Origin of the sequence: Brevundimonas goettingensis, assembly GCF_017487405.1 — a bacterium.
GTDB classification, from domain to species: domain Bacteria; phylum Pseudomonadota; class Alphaproteobacteria; order Caulobacterales; family Caulobacteraceae; genus Brevundimonas; species Brevundimonas goettingensis.
Genome location: NZ_CP062222.1, coordinates 3,355,188 through 3,373,165 on the forward strand (window position 1 = coordinate 3,355,188; position 17,978 = coordinate 3,373,165).

General features: G+C 68.7%; 15 protein-coding genes. 7 read left to right on the plus strand and 8 right to left on the minus strand.

Going from position 1 to position 17,978, the window contains the following annotated elements; translation table 11 throughout:
* The first annotated feature begins 19 nt into the window (after positions 1–19).
* The 4 genes from IFJ75_RS16485 (at position 20) to IFJ75_RS16500 (ending at position 9,493) form a co-directional block, all read left to right on the plus strand.
* Positions 20–1,159, plus strand: coding sequence for an AI-2E family transporter (locus tag IFJ75_RS16485; protein ID WP_207869534.1), 1,140 nt, complete (start codon positions 20–22; stop codon positions 1,157–1,159).
* Positions 1,160–1,504: 345 nt separating this feature from the next.
* Complete coding sequence (locus IFJ75_RS16490) at positions 1,505–2,365, plus strand: outer membrane protein (RefSeq protein WP_207869536.1); 861 nt, start codon at positions 1,505–1,507, stop codon at positions 2,363–2,365.
* Positions 2,366–2,574: 209 nt separating this feature from the next.
* Positions 2,575–7,458, plus strand: a complete 4,884-nt coding sequence (locus IFJ75_RS16495) for an NAD-glutamate dehydrogenase (protein ID WP_207869538.1) — start codon at positions 2,575–2,577, stop codon at positions 7,456–7,458.
* 103 nt (positions 7,459–7,561) lie between these two features.
* Complete coding sequence (locus IFJ75_RS16500; protein WP_207869540.1) at positions 7,562–9,493, plus strand: ATP-binding protein; 1,932 nt, start codon at positions 7,562–7,564, stop codon at positions 9,491–9,493.
* Here IFJ75_RS16500 and IFJ75_RS16505 read toward each other — a convergent pair.
* The 3 genes from IFJ75_RS16505 to IFJ75_RS16515 all read right to left on the minus strand — a co-directional run bounded on the left by IFJ75_RS16505 (position 9,490) and on the right by IFJ75_RS16515 (position 12,046).
* Entirely contained in the window at positions 9,490–9,900 is a 411-nt protein-coding gene (locus tag IFJ75_RS16505; protein ID WP_207869542.1) for a DUF1214 domain-containing protein, read from the minus strand. The two genes, IFJ75_RS16500 and IFJ75_RS16505, sit on opposite strands and share 4 nt — an antisense overlap.
* A 327-nt stretch (positions 9,901–10,227) precedes the next feature.
* The gene (locus IFJ75_RS16510; protein WP_207869544.1) at positions 10,228–10,770 is read right to left on the minus strand and encodes a DUF1254 domain-containing protein; all 543 of its coding nucleotides are present in this window, start codon (positions 10,768–10,770) and stop codon (positions 10,228–10,230) included.
* A gap of 133 nt (positions 10,771–10,903) precedes the next feature.
* Entirely contained in the window at positions 10,904–12,046 is a 1,143-nt protein-coding gene (locus tag IFJ75_RS16515; RefSeq protein ID WP_207869546.1) for a VWA domain-containing protein, read from the minus strand.
* A 423-nt stretch (positions 12,047–12,469) separates the two neighbouring features.
* Between IFJ75_RS16515 and IFJ75_RS16520 the strand changes: the two genes are divergently transcribed.
* Entirely contained in the window at positions 12,470–12,634 is a 165-nt protein-coding gene (locus tag IFJ75_RS16520) for a hypothetical protein (protein ID WP_207869548.1), read from the plus strand.
* A gap of 157 nt (positions 12,635–12,791) precedes the next feature.
* Here IFJ75_RS16520 and IFJ75_RS16525 read toward each other — a convergent pair whose 3' ends face one another.
* Entirely contained in the window at positions 12,792–13,202 is a 411-nt protein-coding gene (locus tag IFJ75_RS16525; protein WP_207869550.1) for a retroviral-like aspartic protease family protein, read from the minus strand.
* 2 nt (positions 13,203–13,204) lie between these two features.
* Positions 13,205–13,441 carry a hypothetical protein gene (locus IFJ75_RS16530; protein ID WP_207869552.1) on the minus strand — a complete coding sequence of 79 codons (237 nt, stop codon included), beginning with the start codon at positions 13,439–13,441 and terminating at the stop codon, positions 13,205–13,207.
* Positions 13,442–13,666: 225 nt separating this feature from the next.
* Here IFJ75_RS16530 and IFJ75_RS16535 point away from each other — a divergent pair, with 225 nt between their 5' ends.
* The gene (locus IFJ75_RS16535; protein WP_207869554.1) at positions 13,667–14,230 is read left to right on the plus strand and encodes a hypothetical protein; all 564 of its coding nucleotides are present in this window, start codon (positions 13,667–13,669) and stop codon (positions 14,228–14,230) included.
* Positions 14,231–14,269: 39 nt separating this feature from the next.
* On the opposite strand, the gene IFJ75_RS16540 is transcribed toward IFJ75_RS16535, so the two are convergent.
* The 3 genes from IFJ75_RS16540 to IFJ75_RS16550 all read right to left on the minus strand — a co-directional run bounded on the left by IFJ75_RS16540 (position 14,270) and on the right by IFJ75_RS16550 (position 17,410).
* Positions 14,270–16,426: a protein-disulfide reductase DsbD family protein gene (locus IFJ75_RS16540; RefSeq protein WP_225896869.1), complete on the minus strand. Its 2,157-nt coding sequence runs from the start codon at positions 16,424–16,426 to the stop codon at positions 14,270–14,272.
* A gap of 61 nt (positions 16,427–16,487) precedes the next feature.
* Entirely contained in the window at positions 16,488–16,946 is a 459-nt protein-coding gene (locus IFJ75_RS16545; protein ID WP_207869556.1) for an OmpA family protein, read from the minus strand.
* Positions 16,947–17,068: 122 nt separating this feature from the next.
* Positions 17,069–17,410, minus strand: a complete 342-nt coding sequence (locus IFJ75_RS16550) for a YMGG-like glycine zipper-containing protein (RefSeq protein WP_207869558.1) — start codon at positions 17,408–17,410, stop codon at positions 17,069–17,071.
* Positions 17,411–17,589: 179 nt separating this feature from the next.
* On the opposite strand from IFJ75_RS16550, the gene IFJ75_RS16555 reads away from it, so the two are divergent.
* On the plus strand, positions 17,590–17,958 hold the full coding sequence (locus IFJ75_RS16555) for a hypothetical protein (protein WP_207869560.1): 369 nt from the start codon (positions 17,590–17,592) through the stop codon (positions 17,956–17,958).
* Positions 17,959–17,978: the final 20 nt, after the last annotated feature.

Below are 17,978 nucleotides of genomic sequence, written 5' to 3' on the forward strand. Positions count from 1 at the left end.
GCCCCCCGAAGGTCACCGCATGAAACCGCCCATCACCGTCGCCACCCCCGTCGTCGCCCGCAACGCCCTGGTCCTGATCGCCGTGGTCGTGACGGCCGCGGCCCTCGTCTGGCTGGCGGACATCCTGACGCCTCTGGCCATGGCCATCTTCCTGTTGATCGTCATCGACGGGGTGAAGCGGTCGATCGAGGAGAAGACGCCCCTGCCGCACCGCTGGGCCGGGATCGCGGCCCTGATCGTGGTGGTGCTGATCTTCGCCGGTTCTATCGCCATCATCATCTACGGCGCCTCCGGATTCTTCGGCCAGGCCTCGGGCGTGGCGACCAATATCGGGCCGCGCATCGACCAGATTTTGCGTGACGGCTCCGCCCTGCTGCGGATCCAGAACCCGCCGACCCTGCAGGTCCTGATCGCCGGCATCGACATCCGGGGGTATCTGACCACCGTCGCGCTCCAGGCACAGGGCGTGGCCTCGGGCGCCTTCTTCGTCTTCGTCTATCTCGGTTTCCTGCTGGCGTCGCAGGGCGGCTTCCGGCGCAAGCTGGTCGCCATGTTCCCCGAGAAGCTCCAGCGCTCCGAGGCCATGGAGGTGTTCCAGCGCGTCCGCGGCGGGGTCGAGGGCTACATCTGGGTCCAGTCGGTGACCGGTGCGATCATCTGCGTCTTCGCCTGGATTCTGATGAAGGCGGTCGGGCTCCAGAACGCCGAGTTCTGGACCTTCGTCATCTTCATCGTCGGCTTCATCCCGGTGCTGGGCGGCGCCGTCGGCGGCCTCGCTCCGCCGCTGTTCGCCCTCGTCCAGTTCCCGACCTACTGGCAGGCCATCGTCCTGCTGATCGGTCTCCAGGCCGTCCTCTTCATCGTCGGCAACATGATCCAGCCGCGCATGCAGGGCGACAACCAGAACATCGACCCGGTCGCCGTCCTCCTGTCGCTGGCCCTGTTCGGCAAGATGTGGGGCGTCGTCGGCATGTTCCTGTCGACGCCTCTGGCGGTCATGGCCATGGCCATCCTGGCCGAGTTCAAGGGCTCGATGTGGATGGCCATCCTCCTGTCCGGCGACGGAGCCCCCTATGCCGACGAGGAAGAGAAGCAGGCAGCTGCGGCCAGGGCCCGGGCGAGCAAGCGACGCGTCAAGCCGCCGCAGGAAACCCCCTGACGGGCGCCCCTTGAACCCCCGTTGACGCCTTCCTATCTGGGTCTCAGACGACGCGGACCCTCCCTCCCCCTCCGGGGTTCGCGTCGACCCGGGACGGCGCCCTTCCCCCTCCAGCGCCGATCCCCAAAGCAGGCCGTCGGACCCCCCCGTCCGACGGCCTTGTCTTTTGGTTCCCTAGTAACCTTCGATTTCCCGAGACAAAACAGCGCACTGCGTCACGTGCGGCGCATTGGCGCAGGCCTCGGCCGCCGCGCATCCCGCTTCGTACCTGTCCCGTTAGGACCCGCGACCGCCGCCCGTGACCCTCGGGGGCAAACGCTCAGCACACGGACAGGAACGCCCCTCATGACCCGCACGATCACCCTCCTCACGGCCGCTTCCGCAGCCGCCCTCATCGCCGCCCCGGCCTCGGCCCAGACGCTGTTCGGCCAATCCGGTCCCGACAGCTGGACCGGCCCCTATGTCGGCGTCTTCGGTGGCTTCACCCAGCAGAACGGCCAGGGCGACGAGCGCCTCCGCTTCGACCGCAACCTCGATGGAAACTACGGCGACACCGTCACCCTCGCCACGCCCGCCGGCGCCGACGCCTTCTCGCCCGGCTATTGCGGCGGCGCGGCCAACTCCAACGCCGCCGCGGGCGGTTGCGACAAGGACGCGCCGGGAACCCAGGGCGGCGTCCGCGCCGGCTATGACTACCAGATGGGCTCCTTCGTCGTCGGCGTCGTCGGCGACTACAGCGTCGGCAATCAGGAGGACAGCGTCACCGGCTTCTCCACCACCCCGGCCGCCTATGTCTTCACCCGCACCCTGAACAACCTCGCCGCCGTCCGCGCCCGCGTCGGCTATGCCTGGGGCCCGGCCCTGGTCTATGCGACCGGCGGCGCCGCCACCGCCGAGGTGGAGAACCGCTTCTTCACCACCAATGGCGCCAACACCTTCACCGCCCGCCTCGATGACGACCGCGCCGACGGCTACCAGCTGGGCGGCGGCGTCGAATATTCGCTCGCCCCCAACCTCAGCCTCACCGGCGAATATCTCTACAGCTCGCTCGACGCCGGCGACCATGTCATCCGCGTCGGCCAGGGCACGGCCCCGGCGACCAATCCCTTCGTCCTCGCCCCCAACACCACCGGCACGGATATCATCCGCTCCAACTCCAAATTCGGTCTGCACGCCTTTAACATCGGCATGAGCTACCGCTTCTGAATCCTGTGAGCCTGAGCCGGACCTGATCCGGACAGACTTATCGGCGATAACCATGGCCGGGTCCGCGAAAGCGGGTCCGGCCATGTCGTTTCCGGCTTCCAGAGGGCGCCGGTCGGGCCTAATCAGCCATTCATTGATCCGAAGCTTCAACGGCCTATCGTGTCGTTGACCCCCTTGCGGCTCCGGCCGCGCCGAATGAGACCCTGCCCATGTCCGGCGACCTTCGCTCCGTCCCTCAGGCGATTTCCCTGGAGGCGCTCGAAGACGGGTTCGCCAAGGCCGGAGGGGGGACGGGCCCGCTGCAGTCCTCCTATCTGTCGCAGGCCCACGAGGACTATGCCGACGACGAAACGCCAGAGCTGGGCGGCGCCGATCTGGCCGCCCTTCTGGCCCGGGTCTGGACCTCTGCCGATGTCCGTAAGTCCGGCGAGGCCGCCCGCGTCTCGGTCCAGCCCCTGGCCGCCGCCGACGGTTCGGCGACCGGCTATGACGTCATCGCCATCGTTCAGGACGACCGGCCCTTCCTCGTCGACAGCGTCATGGGCGAGCTGGCCGACGCCGGGGTCTCGGTCCGCGCCCTCTTCCACCCGGTCGTGACCCTCGGCCGCGACGCCGCCGGCGCCCGCACCGCCGGCTCCGACCGCGAATCGATGATCGTGGTGGTCATCGACCCCCTGCCCGCCGAGCGCCGCGAGGCCCTGACCGCCGCCCTCGTCGAGACCCTGGCCGACGTCCAGGCCGCCGTCGCCGACCACGCCGCCATGCATGAGCTGATGGAGCGTTCGGTCGCCCATCTGGAGGCCTGCCCCGGCACGGTCGATTCCGCCGTCGTCGCCGAGACGCTGGAGTTCCTGCGCTGGCTCAACGCCGACCATTTCGTCTTCCTCGGCGCCCGCGACTACGACTATCCGCGCACCGCCGACGGCGGCTATGCCCATGAAGAGCCCCTCGGTCAGGTCTCGGCCGGAGTCGGGGTCCTGCGCGATCCGTCGCGCACCGTGCTGCGCCGCACCTCCGAGCCCGCCATCCTGACCGCCCAGATGAAGCGCCAGATGGACCTGTCGGACCCGGTCACCGTGGCCAAGGCCAATATCCGCTCGCGCGTCCACCGCCGCGCCTACATGGACTATATCGGGGTCAAGCGTTACGGCGCCGACGGCCGCCCCTCGGGCGAGACCCGCTACGTGGGCCTGTTCACGGCCGAGGCCTATGACAGCGCCGCCTCCCAGGTGCCCCTGATCCGCGCCAAGGTCGCCGGCGCCCTCGCCCGCGCCGGCAAGGCCCCGGGCAGCCACAACGAGAAGCGCCTCAGGAACATCCTCGAGAACTATCCGCGCGACGAGCTCTTCCAGATTTCCGAGGACGAGCTGCTCAACATCTCGCTCGGCATCCTCCACCTCTACGATCGTCCGCGCATCAAGACCTTCACGCGTCAGGATCCGTTCGACCGTTTCATCTCGGTCCTCGCCTTCATCCCGCGCGAACGCTTCGATTCTACCGTGCGCGAGCGCATCGCCCGCATCCTCGCCGCCGCCTGGGGCGGCCGCCTGTCGGCCTGGTATCCCCAGCTGTCGGACGCGCCCCTGGTCCGCATCCACTACATCATCGGCGTGACCCCCGGCGATCACCCGACGCCCGACCCGGTGGCGCTCGAGGCCGCCGTCGCCGAGGCCGGCCGCAGCTGGATCGACCGCTTCGAAAGCGCCGCCCGCGACGCCGACATCGACGAGGCCCAGATCGGCGCCCTCTCGGCCAAATGGGCCGAGGCCTTCGGGGCCGGCTACCGCGACCGCTATGACGCCGCCGAGGCCGTCGCCGACCTGCAGGAGATCGACCGCCTGAACGCCACGGGCGCTCACGACGGCGGAGAACCCGTCGCCGTCCGCGCCTTCCGCGCCACGGGCGACAGTGAGCTGCAGTTCCGCTTCAAACTCTATCATCGCGGCGCCGCCGTGCCCCTGTCCGACGTCCTGCCGGTGCTCGCCGACATGGGTCTGAAGACGCTGGAAGAGTTCGGTCACGCCATCAAACCGGTGGGCGACACCGAGATTCACGTCCACGAATTCCTGCTGGAAGACCCGCGCGGCGCGGCCCTGTCGTTCGCCGACATCAAGGCGCCGTTCGAGACCGCCTTCACCGCGGTCTGGACCGGCCTGACCGAGAGCGACGGCTTCAACCGTCTGGTCATGGAGCTGGGCGTCGACTGGCGTCAGGCGGCCCTGGTCCGCACCCTCGCCCGCTATCGCCAGCAGACCGGCCTGGATCCGTCGCAAGCGGTTCAGGAAGAGGCCCTGACCCTCTACCCCGACGTGGCCCGCGCCATCGTCTCCCTGTTCCACTGCAAATTCGACCCGTCGCTCGGCGGTTCCGCCGACGAGCGCGCAGGTCACTGCACCGAACTTTCGGACAAGATCACCGCCCTGCTGCAGGACGTGAAGAGCCTCGACCACGACCGGGCCCTGCGCCGCCTCGCCCTGCTGGTCGGTGCGATCAAGCGCACCAATTTCTACCAGACGGTCGACGGCGCGCCGAAACCGCACATCTCGATCAAGATCGCCTCGCGCGAACTCGACGACCTGCCCCTGCCCAAACCCTATCGCGAGATCTTCGTCTGGGCCCCGCATATCGAGGGCGTCCACCTGCGCTTCGGTCCCGTCGCGCGTGGCGGCCTGCGCTGGTCCGACCGTCGTGACGACTTCCGCACCGAGGTCCTGGGTCTGGTGAAGGCCCAGCAGGTCAAGAACGCCGTCATCGTCCCCGTCGGCTCCAAGGGCGGCTTCTTCCCGAAGAACCTGTCCGCCATCGTCCGCGCGGGCGGCGACCGCGACGCGCAACAGGCCGAGGCCATCCGCGCCTACAAGACCTTCCTCTCGGGCCTTCTGGACATCACCGACAACATCGGCGCCGATGGCTCGGTGATCCGTCCGGCCCATGTCGTCGCCTTCGAGGGGGATGACCCCTATCTGGTCGTCGCCGCCGACAAGGGCACGGCGACCTTCTCCGACATCGCCAACGGCGTCTCGGCCGACTACGGCTTCTGGCTGGGCGACGCCTTCGCCTCGGGTGGGTCCATCGGCTACGACCACAAGGCCATGGGCATCACCGCCCGCGGCGCCTGGGAGGCGGTCAAGCGCCACTTCCGCGAGATCGGCAAGGACATCCAGTCCGAGCCCTTCACCGCCGTCGGCGTGGGCGACATGTCCGGCGACGTCTTCGGCAACGGCATGCTGCTGTCCAAGGCCACAAAACTGGTCGCCGCCTTCGACCACCGCGATATCTTCATCGACCCGACGCCCGATCCGGCTGCGTCGTGGGAAGAGCGCAACCGCCTGTTCCAGCTGCCGCGCTCGTCCTGGCAGGACTATGACAAGGCGAAGATTTCGGACGGCGGCGGCGTCTTCTCGCGCGGCGCCAAGTCGATCCAGCTGACGCCCCAGATCAAGGCCCTCCTCGAGATCGCCGAGGACACGGTCGACCCCGTCACCCTGATGCGCGCCATCCTCAAGGCGCCCGCCGAACTCCTCTACCTCGGCGGCATCGGCACCTATGTGAAGGCCTCGACCGAGACCGACGCGCAAGTGGGCGACAAGGGCACCGATGCGCTCCGCATCGACGCCGGCGAACTGCGGGTCAAGGTCGTGGGCGAGGGCGCCAACCTCGGCTTCACCCAGGCCGGCCGCATCGAATACGGCCGCAACGGCGGCCGCAGCAACACCGACGCCATCGACAACTCGGCCGGCGTCGACACCTCCGACCACGAGGTCAACATCAAGATCCTGGTCGGGTCGGCGGTCACCAACGGCGTCCTGCCGGCCGACCAGCGCACGGCTCTCCTGGCCTCAATGACCGACGAGGTCGGCCTCAAGGTTCTGGTCCACAACTACGACCAGACCCTGGCCCTGACCCTGCAGCAGGCCGAAGGCGCAGGCGCCCTGGACGCCCAGCAACGCTTCATGCAGGCGCTGACGGCGCGCGGCAAACTGGACCGCAAGGTCGAGGGCCTGCCCAACGACCTGCGCGTCAATGAGATGAAGGCCTCGGGCACGCCCCTGACCCGGCCCGAGCTCGCCGTCCTCATGGCCTATTCCAAGCTGGAACTGGCCGACGAGATCGTCGCCTCCTCCGCGCCCGAGGATCCCTTCTTCGAGGAGACCCTGGTCCGCTACTTCCCCGACGCCCTCGCGAAGTACGAGGACGAGATGAAGAGCCACAGGCTGCGCCGCGAGATCGTCGCCACCGTCCTCTGCAACGAGATCGTCAATATGACGGGGCCGACCTTCCCGGACCGTCTGAAGGCCTCGGCCGAGGTCGATACCACCGCCCTCGTCATCGCCTTCGAGGCCGCGCGTCGCGTCTTCCGCCTCGACGAGGCCTGGGACGCGGTCAACGGTCTGGATCTCAAGATCCCGGCCGAGACCCAGACCGCCCTCTACACGGAAATCTCCACCGTCCTGCGCCGCCAGACCTTCTGGCTGGCCAAGCGGGCGGGCCGCGTGGGGACCACGGTCGACAGCCTGATCGCCGCCTACCGCCCCGCCGCCGACGCCCTGCGTCAGCAGGGCGGCGACGTCCTGTCGCGCTTCGAACAGGGTCTGCTCGACAAGCGTCTGCAGAAGTTCGCGGCCATGGGTGTGGGCGAGGATCTGGCGAAGACCATTGCCATGCTCCGTCCCCTCGTCGCCACCGCCGACATCGGCGATCTGGCCAGGGAAGCGGGCTGGGCCGAGCCGGCCATGGCCCGCCTCTATCACCAGGTCGGCGCGGCCTTCGACTTCGACCGCCTGCGCGCGGCGGCCGGCGGCATCCAGTCGGGCGATCATTTCGACCGTCTGGCCGTGCGTCGCCTGATCGAGGACCTGATGTCCGAACAGGTCGCCCTGACCCGCGCCGTGGCCCGGGCCTCCGACGCCTCGGTCGGCGCCTCGGAAGCGGCCGCCGAAGCCGCGGTCGACGCCTGGATCGGCCCGCGCAAGGCCGTGGTCGAGGGCGTCCGCGCCTCCGTCGACGAGATCGAGGGTTCCGGCTCCGGCTGGACCTTCGCCAAATTGACCATCGCCAACGGCGCTATCCGCGCCGTCGCCGCCTCGGTCTGATACCGTACAAAAAATCGCCTCGGCAACGCGAAAGCGCTGCCGGGGCGGGTCCGGTTCACAGGTCCTAAAACCTTTTGGGATTACAACGGTGTTCATGGGAACCATGGCCACCGAACCGACCGCGCTGCCGGCGCTCAAGCCCGGCTATCTGTGGCGCGCCATGGAGCATTCGGCCATCGGCACCGCCCTGATCGCGCTCGACGGCGCCTTTCTGCGCGCCAATGCCTCGCTGCGCGCCTTCCTCGGCTATGAGGCCGACGAACTGGCCGGCCTGACATTCCAGACCCTGACCCATCCCGACGACCTCGGGGCCGACCTCGACCAGCTTCAGGCCCTGCTGGCCGGAACCTCGACCTCCTACCAGATGGACAAACGCTATCTCCGCAAGGACGGCGTCGTGGTCTGGGCCGAGCTGACCGTCGCCATCGTCCGCGACGACGACGGCGCCCCGATCTACTTCATCTCCCACGTCCAGGACATCAGCGCGCGCAAGGCCGAGGAGACCGAGCGTCTGCGCCTCGCCGAACGCGCCAGCCTCGCCGCCAAGGCCGCCGAGATCGGCATCTTCGAATGGGACCTCGGCACCAACGCCCTCAGCTGGTCGCCGGAGATGTTCGCCCTCTACCACGTCGCCCCGCCGCCCGGCCCGCTCGACTTCGCCTTCTTCGCCCGTAATCTGCATGAGGACGACGTCGGCCCGCTGGAAGCCGCGATCCAGAACGCTCTCGTCACCGACGTCATCGACACCGAATTCCGCATCCGCCGCCTCGACGGCGACATCCGCATCATCAAGGTTCTGGGCCGGGTCCACCGCAGCGCCGACGGCGCCCCCGAACGTCTGATCGGCGCCAACTGGGACGTCACCGCATCCCGTGTCCTCGCCCAGCAGGCCGAGGCCGCCAGCCAGGCCAAGTCCCAGTTCCTCGCGGTCATGAGCCACGAGATTCGCACCCCGATGAACGGCATCCTCGGCATGGCCCAGGCCATGGCCGCCGATCCCCTGCCCGAGGCCCAGCGCGCCCGGCTGGAGATCATCTCGGAATCGGGCGAGGCTCTGCTGGCCATCCTCAACGACATTCTCGACCTGTCCAAGGTCGAGGCCGGCAAGCTGGAGCTGGAGGTCGTGCCCTTCGACCTCGGCCATCTGCTGACCAGCCTCAGCTCCACCTTCGCCGCCACCGCGGGCGACCGCGGACTGCGTCTCGACGTCGACTTGGGCACGGCCGCGGGCGTCTATCAGGGCGATCCGACCCGCCTGCGCCAGATCCTGTCCAACCTCGTCTCCAACGCCCTGAAATTCACCGCCGAGGGCGGCGTCAGTCTCAAGGCTCGCCGCGCCGGCGAGGTCCTGACCATCGAGGTCATAGACACCGGCTCCGGCATGGACGCCGAGGTCCTGGGCCGCATCTTCACCCCCTTCGCCCAGGCCGACAGTTCGACCACCCGGCGCTTCGGCGGCACGGGGCTGGGCCTGTCGATCGTGCGCGAGCTGGCCGTGCGGATGGGCGGCGACGTCTCGGTGACCTCCCGCCCCGGCGTCGGCTCCCGCTTCGCCGTCACCCTGCCCCTGCCCTTCGTCGGCGAGGCCGAAGCGGTCGCCAAGGCGGCCGAGGGCGACGACGTCCCCCTGCCGGCCCTGCGCGTCCTCGCCGCCGAGGACAACGCCACCAACCAGCTGGTCCTGCGCACCCTTCTGGGCCAGCTCGGCGTCGATGTGGTGCTGGTCGACGACGGTCAGGCCGCCGTCGAGGCCTGGCGTTCGGAAAGCTGGGACCTGATCCTCATGGATGTCCAGATGCCGGTGATGGACGGTTTCGCCGCCACCCGCGCCATTCGCGAGATCGAACGCCGCGAGGCGCTCGCCGCCACCCCGATCATCGCCCTGACCGCCAACGCCATGTCGCACCATATCGAGGCCTGCCTCGAGGCCGGCATGACCCGCCTCCTGCCCAAGCCCATCGACGTGCGCCAGCTGGCCGGCGCCCTCGCCGAGATCGCCGAAAGCCTCGACGCCTCGGAAGCCGCCGCGGCCTAGAGGGCTGCGATCTCCGGCAGGGCCCAGCCCTCTTCCACTCCCGCCCCCCTGAACCGGAACACGGCGAACCAGGCCCGCCCCGGCGTCGTCGGGATCCAGTTCGACCTCGGCGCATCCGCCGGCGGCTGGGGCGAGAAGATCAGCGCCACCGACCCGTCCGCCTGCCGCGCCAGTGCGTCGTCCGACCCCCGTCCGACGAGGTCCCAGGGGGTGTCGATGAAGCCCCGCGTCTCCACGTCATAGAGGGTCACGGACCAGCCCTCCGCCGGAAGCCCCGCCGGCCCCATCGAGGACCCCATCGCCGGCACGCTGAACCCCCAGGCCCGCCCGCCGTCGAACCATTGGCCATGGGCGTCGCGCCAGGCGGTCAGCCGCCCCTCCTCCGGCGCCGGACTTTGGGGGAGCACCCGATCCCCGTCGCGAGCTCCCGCCGCCAGCCGGTCCCCCTGCCGCCTCGGCGAGCGCCATCCGCGCGCCCAGCCGCGCCCCCGCCTCCAGCGCCCGCGTCTGATCGGCGTCCGGCTCGAACGGCCGCCCCTTCTCCAGACCCAGCGGCGTCAGCAGGGCCGTCAGCGCCGGGTCCTCGGGCTCGACCTGCAGCACGGTGTTCAGCCGCCGCCAGAAGGCCATGCCGGTCGGCGGCGTCCCGCTCCACGGCCGCCCCTCCGGCCGGACGACCCGCGTCGGCCGCGGCGCCGCCGCCTGCCGCGCCGGATAGATGCGGCAGGCCTTCGTCACCCGCTCCCGCTCGGCCGCGTCGGGCGCGCGATGCGAAAAGTCAGCGCCAGGTTGAAGGTCGGCGACCGCACCAGAAAGTCCCAGCCGATCCCTTCCGGCGGCGCCTGCCCCGGCCCCAGCACCAGATAGCGCCCGCCCCGGCCCCGGTCCGGGCCGCCCATCCCCACCGCCCCGATCGCCCGTCCGCGGAAGTCGACGAACTCTCCGGCCGTCCCTCCCCCGGCTGGAAAGTCCACCGCCACCGGCCCGGTCCGCGCCGTGTTCACGAACCCCGCCGCACAGGGCGCCGCGTCGGCCCCCATCAGACCGAGTTTGTCGCGCACCGACCGGTATTTGACGATGTCGCCGTCGCGTGCCCCGAACACCGTCTCATGCTGGTTCTGCCACTGCGCCCAGGCCACCGTCGGCAGCGCCAGGAGCCAGGCTTGACAGGCCCGCTGCACATCCCGCTCCTCCAGAAGGGTCGCGATGACCGCCGCATCCGGCAGACCCGGCCTCTCCTCCTCGGCACGCACGGCATGAAAAACGCGACAGGACATCACTGGACCCGGGTACGGTAAGGTTTACGCCTCCACCTTGACCGTCCGCCGCGCCAAGAGCCGTCAGGGAAAACCCCGACAAAACAGTATTTTCAACAGACTTGACCATATCTTCCCCACGCAGTGGGGAGGATCAGCGCACCGCCTCCGCCGCCGAATCGATATCCCGCTTCGCCGCCGCCTCGGCCCCGGTCAGACGGGCCCGATAGGCCGCCAGCCGCGCCCGCATCGCATCGTGGCGCGCCTTCAGCAGGGCCTTGGCCTCCTCCTTGAACGACACGGGCCGTCCCGCCGTCTCCCGATCCGTCAGGTCGATGATCATCGCCGTCTCCTCGTCGGTGGCCATGATCGAGATACAGGTGTCGGCGTCGGTGACGGCGAGGCTGGTCGCCACATTGTTGTCGGTCGTGGTGATACTGGTCGCGACCTCATTGTCCGTCTGACGGATCGATTCCTTCACCTCGGCCGTCACCCGCGCCAGCTCGGCTTCGTTGGACAGGTTGACGAAGCCGCCGCCCCCGGCCCGCGCCACCGCCGCCAGTTTCGCCGCCTCGCCCGACGGCAGGTTGAAGCCGATCACATTGACGATCGCCCGGGTCCGGCCGCCGTTGATCCGCCGCGCCACCGCGACCGGATCGCCGCCGCAGGTCTCCTCCCCGTCCGACACCACATAGATGACCTGCTCGCCGGGCGTGGCTGAGGCCGCCAGCAGGGCCTCGGCCCGGTCCAGCCCGGCGGCCAGAGGCGTCCAGCCGACCGCCCGCACCTGCCCCAGGGCCGAGCGCAACGGCCCCCGGTCCGCCGACATCGGCGCCAGCACGTCAATGGCCGAACAGGACGCCGCCTTGCCGTCCGCCCGATTGTTCCCCTCCTGACCGAAGACCAGCAGCGAGGTCTGCACCGAGGCGGGCAATCCCTCGACAAACCCGAGCGCCGCCTCCCGCGCCAGTTCCAGCTTGGTCCGGCCGCCCATCCGACCGGCCATCGAACCGGACCCGTCGATCATCACGATCACCCGCGTCGGCGCGACCCGGGGACCCAGGCCGCCGGGGCGGCCTTTCAGCTCCGGCTGTCTCAGCCCCACCTCCCGGAAACAGGTCGCCGGATCCTTCGTCGTGAACCCCGCCACATAGGCCCGCGCCGCCGCCGATCCGCCCTCCAGATGGATCGCATCCTCGTCGGCGGCCTTCCGCTCGCACCCGCCCAGCGCCAGGACGAGGGAAAGCGCGGACCCACAGGCCGCCCATTTGAGACCCGAAACCGCCGTCATGGCCATGTCGTCCCTCGCCCGGATACCGGCGCCTCACCGCGCGCCCGCGACGGCCAGAAAACGAACCAGACGACCGGGGGTTGCACGTCCGCCACCCCACCCCGTCATCCTCGGGCTCGTCCCGAGGATGACAGATTCAAAATCGACAATCCTCCCCCATCGGGGGAGGTGGCTCCGAGCCCTCGCGAGGAGACGGAGGGGGCCAACCCCACACACCTCACCCCACCCCCGTCATCCTCGGGCTCGTCCCGAGGACCCATGGCAAGGTTCGGCAGGACAGCGCCGCACCAAGACTCAGCCCGCAACCTCCCCGTCCGATGGCGCGGGCCGATGGGTCCTCGGGACAAGCCCGGGGATGACGGATTTTGAAATCAACGATCGGTCCTCACCGGCCTGCGCCGCTGGAAGACCGCCGGCGCCCAATGGGCCATGATCCTCTCCGGCGCCCAGTCCATCCTCGCCGGCGTCTTCTTCACGATCATGTCCCGCGGCCCCGCCGACCTCTCCATAGCCACCGTCGCCGGCTACGCCGGCTTCGGCGCCTTCTACTTCCTCGTCTCGGCGGTGTGGCTGACACTGAAGCGGGCGAAGTAGCCGCCACGTCTCCTCCCCATCTCCGATGGGGAGGGGGACCGCATATCCTCCCCACCTCGTGGGGAGGGGGACCGCGAAGCGGTGGAGGGGCTGATCGCGCAGGGATCAGTGCGGTGGAGGGGTCCAACCCCAGACACCGGATCCGGAGCACGCAGGCTCAGCCGTCTTGTTCGGCCTCTTGGAAGGCCACGGTTTTGGCGAAGTGGAAGCGCTCTTCCGGACCGCTGTACGTGACGTGATACGGTGCCAGGAAAGATCGGCCAATCAAGACGCGGTTTGTCTCGCTCTTCATGGCCATCCCATGAAGCTCGACCCAATCCCGAAAATCGAGTTCGGGAATGGAGAGTTCACCCGCAAAGACGGTGGCTTGTACTTCGGAGCCATCCGCAACGATCATAGTTTTAAGGTTGGTGGGCGTCAGCCCCAACCTGATCGGGATCCGCTTGTCGATGCAGATGACCGAAGCGCCGGTATCGATTATCCCGACAAGAGCTTGCTCTTCGCTCCCATTCGCACCGAACAAGGTCATGTCGATCAGGGGTCCGGTGACCCACGAACCAAAAGCCACGGTCAGTTGCTGATTTCGACGAACGGAGCGGTTTCGTTGTGCTGGTCGGTATGGCGGATCAGGACTTGGTGATCACGGCAATTGGCGTTCACGAAGCGAGCCGCGTCAGAAAACGCTTTAAAGGTGCTCACGAGCTTCTCGTGAGAAATAACCGCCCATACCGACCCGTACTCCCTTTTGATTTCGGGAAGCATGGATTCGTATGCTCGAATTTCGCGCTCAAGGCTGACGGTGTTCATGCGATCCAACCGACCTGCGTTATGACGAATCGTAACACAACAAGAGTCCGGTCGGAATCGCTAACGTCGGATTAAGCGGTACGTTGCCCGAATGTCGTATCTTGAGCGTTCACGCCAACGCAGAACAATGTCGTCCGCGCTCACCTGAACGCTTTAAAGGCATTGTCTGATGATCTCATCGGCCGCTGTATGGATGGCAAATCGGTAGGTTGATCGGGATGGCCGATGATTCACGATAGCGTGCCTTGGAAATCTCGGCTTATCGGCGATGCCGACCTAATTGAGCGCTGGGCAGCCAAACCCAGCCGCTCCGAGCGACGCTCGTTCCTGATCGAACAGAAGGTGTTTCTCGCCGCATACGCGATGCGGAAACTGGACGACGCAACCAAGCTGTCCACCTCAACTCTCAGCGCGCCAATGCGCGTTCAGCGCTTCGCGCCGGTTCGCTCTGGGTACTCGGAAGTGAACAGTCATCGGTTCGACAAGTTCTTTGACTTGAGCACCGCCACTCCCGTGGACATGCCCAACCGGCGGCTCGTGAATCTCCTAATTCATAGCCTCGTATTCGTGGAGGTTATAGGAGAGGCTGAGACCTTTGACGCCTTCATGGTCACGTCGGACTACGAACAAGCAAAGGGCCTAATCCAGGTCGAGCTTGCCGACTTTACAGGCCTTATGCGTTCGGTCGCCGATGACTATCCGTCACTGATCCGACGCACACGAGACAAAACTACCGGCCAGTGGCGCACTTGGGCAGGACATGAAGATCCTTCATTCGGCGAAACCTAAATGAACGATCTCTCGGCGTCCGAGCCCTAACCTCTCCCCTCACTTCAACGCCTCCACCACCACCCCGTCCGTCAGCAGCTGTGGCAGCACTTCCGGCTCGGCCTTCCCGGGCCGGTAGACCAGATACAGCGGCACCCCTGACCGCCCATGCTTCTCCAGCTCCCGGGTGATCGCGTCATCCCGGCGCGTCCAGTCGCCTTCGAGGTAGAGGGCGTTCGTCTCCCGCAGCGCCCGGGCGGTGACCGGCGAGGACAGGGCGGTGCGTTCGTTGATCTTGCAGCTGACGCACCAGTCGGCGGTGAAGTTGACCAGGACCGGACGGCCCGAGGCCAGCGCCGCCTGAACCTTCGCCTCGGACCAGGCGTCGGCGGGGAGTTCGGCGGGAGCGTTCGCGCGCGCCGCCAGATGGCCCGAGACCCCGGTCAGTGTGACGGCGACGGCGATCGCGCCCCAGCCGAGGCCGCGCGCCCAACGGGCGCGGCCGGCGAACATCCCGACGGCGGCCAGACCCACGGCGGCGGCGACGCAGGCCGCGAGCAGCAGCAGGGCCGGAGACAGGTCCGTCTGCCGCCAGAAGACCCAGACCAGCCAGGCGGCGGCGGCGTACATCGGCAGGGCCAGCCACCTCTGGAGCAGCACCATCCAGCGTCCGGGCTTCGGCAATCTCGCCAGCAGGCCCGGCGACAGGCTGATCGCCAGATAGGGCAGGGCCAGACCCAGACCCAGCATCAGGAAGACGACCATGGCCATGGGGGCCGGCATCACCAGAGCCGCGCCCAGCGCAAAGGCCATGAAGGGCGCCGTGCAGGGGGCCGCGACCACCACGGCCAGAACCCCGGTGAAGAAGGCGCCGGTTCCTCCGGGCAGGCGGGACAGGGGCGATTGGCCGCCGATGGATTGAAGCCTCTGGCCGACCTCGAAGACGCCGGACAGGTTGAGCGCCACGGCCAGCATCAGGAGGGCGAGAGCCGCGACCACCGCCGGGGACTGGAGCTGGAAGCCCCAGCCGACCGCCTGTCCTCCGGCGCGCAGGGCCAGAAGCACGGCGGCGAGGACGGCGAAGGAGACCAGCACCCCGATCGTGAAGGCGACGCCGTCGCGGCGCGCCTCGGCCGGTTCATGGGCTGAGCGGGTCAGGGCCGCCGCCTTCATGGCCAGAATCGGGAAGACGCAGGGCATCAGATTGAGGATCAGCCCGCCCAGAAGGGCGAAGGCGGCGGCCTTCAGAAGGTCGAGCGGGCCGGTCTTCGCCGGAGCCTCGGCCTGACCGAAGGCGTCGGGGGTGGGTTCGAGGGCGCCCGCGCCCGTGGTTCCGGGCAGGGCCGGGCCGGGGGTCGCGGTGATCTCCCAGCTCCCCAGATCGGTCGACAGGACGCCGGAGACGGGGCTGGTCAGGCCGTCCGTCTTGAGGTCGCGGCCGGGGGCGAGGGTCAGGGTCAGGCCGTTCGGGCCGCGCTGGCCGAACTGGGCGGCGGCGTGGTCGATGACGTCGCCCTCGAACGGGAAGAAGGAGGCCTGTCTGGGCGCGATCCCGTTCAGCGGGCCGCCGGTCAGGCTCAGGGTCAGGGCGCCGTTCTGAAGCGTCGCATGGGCGGTGATCCCGGCGGGGCGGGGCGCGGTCTCGACCACCGTCTGGATGCGGCGGCCGGTCGCTCCGGCCAGGGGCGCGGCGCCGGCCTTGATCGGCAGGTCCAGCCTCAGGGTCAGGGGATCCGGCACGCACATCTCGGCGCTGCAGACCAGAAAGACGGCGCGGACGGTCAGGGGGATGGTGGTTCCGGGTTTGGCCTCGGCCGGGACCTCGATCGGCACGGGCAGGAAGACCTCGCCCTCATAGCCATAGTTGGTAAGCCCTGAGAGCCGCTGGCGCTGCGGCAGGGGCCAGACGATGTCGCCGGCCGTGACATGGGCGGGCAGGGTCCAGTCCAGGGTCGTCGGCCCGCCCGAGTCGCCCGGATTGCGCCAGTAGGTGTGCCAGCCGGGTTTGATCTGTTGTCTGACCGCGACCACGGCGGTCGATCCCGGCGCGGCCCAGGCCGACATGGGGACCAGTTCGGCCTCGATCCGCTCGGTCTTCTGCGCGCCTGACGCCCCGCCGGACGGGCTTTGGGCCGGGGTTTGCGCCCACGCGCCCGGGGCTGACGCCGCTCCGGAAATGAGGGCCAGGCTGAGAAGAAGGAATTTCAGAAGACGCAACGGCGAGGGTCCGGACGGTCGAGGCCCGACCTATAACCTCTGCCGTCGCTGCGTCGGAGTTCTAATTGGGGGCCGCGTCGACGAGGACCTCGGTGCGCCGCCGCAAGGGCTCGCGCACGCCCTGGGCGTTGACCGCCCCGTCGTCGCCCGCCGCGCCCACCTCGAACGCCGGCGAGGGCCAGCCGGCCGCCGCCAGGGCCTCGGCAACCGCCGTCGCCCGCCGCTCCGACAGGCTCTGGTTGGCCTGGGCCCCGCCCCTGGCGTCCGCCAGGCCCAGCACCTTGACGCTGTTGATCCTGCAGCCCTGCAGCTGGGTCGCCGTCAGCCCGATCGCCTGCCGCGCCGGCTCCGTCAGCCGAGCCTCCCCGTCCGCGAAATAGATCTCGAACCGCTTCGCCGCGCACGCCGACGGCGTCTCCACGATCTGCGACCGGTCGGTGAACATGTTCCGCGTCGTCTCGCACCCCGCCAGCAGCCCCGCGCAAGCCACCGCCGCGACCAGAATCCCGCCCTTGCCCATGCTCGTCCCCTCCGTCACCGAATACCGGCGTTCAAAACCCTGATCGCGACGTGAAAAAGGGCGGCCCGCGCTGCGAGCCGCCCCTGCTCCCGCCCAGCCGTCCCTCGGACGGCCGAACCGTCCTAGTTGCGGCGCTGGCCGTTTTCCCAATAGCATTCGGACTGACGGTTATCGTAGCAATAGTAATAGGCGCCGCCGTTGTCGCGGTAGCGCTGCTGGTTCGCGCGGTCCTGGTTGGAGCCGCGGATGGCGCCGACGGCGCCGCCGGCGAGGCCGCCGATCAGGGCGCCGGTGGCGGCGTTGCCGCTGCCGACATTGTTGCCGATGATCGCGCCAGCGACGGCGCCGAGGCCGGCGCCGATTGCGCCCTGCTTCGCGGTTTCATTGGTGCCGCCGTAAGGATCGCTGGCGCAGGCCGAAGCCATAAGACCGGCGGCGCCGATGGCGATGAGTGCCTTCTTCATGGGTGTAATCCTTCATCCCGAATGGCTCGAGAGCGAGCCTGTTGTTCGCCCCGGGGGGGAGAACGCTGGATTATGGTGCAGGTTCCCGCCCTATGCGCTTCGTTGACGATCGACTAGGCTGATCCCGCACCGTCGCGGGGTTCGACGGTCGCAAGAAAAGTTGGTTGGAGGGGTCTGACATGCGTTTTCCTGAAGTGGTCCGGAATTCGGACGATACGGGCCACAGCCCGGTCTGGGCGCGCAGCAAGCGCAAGCGCGGCCCGGGCGCCGGTCCGTTCATCGGCTTCCTGGTGACCCTGCTGGCCCTTTTCGGCGCCCTGACCGGCGTCATGGCCATCAAGGAACGCTCCGTCGCCGCCGGCGGCGCCGTGATCGACGGCTGGATCTCCACCGGCGTCCAGACCGCCGTGAGGGCCGTCGGCAAGGCGCCCGCCGCTGCGACCGTGGCCGCCGACAAGGCCGGCGACAAGGCCGAGAAGACCGGCGACGCCCTGAAGGCCGGCGCCGCCGAGACCGCCCAGGAACTGAAGCCCGCACCCGCCCACTGAGGGCCGTCCTCGGTGCGACG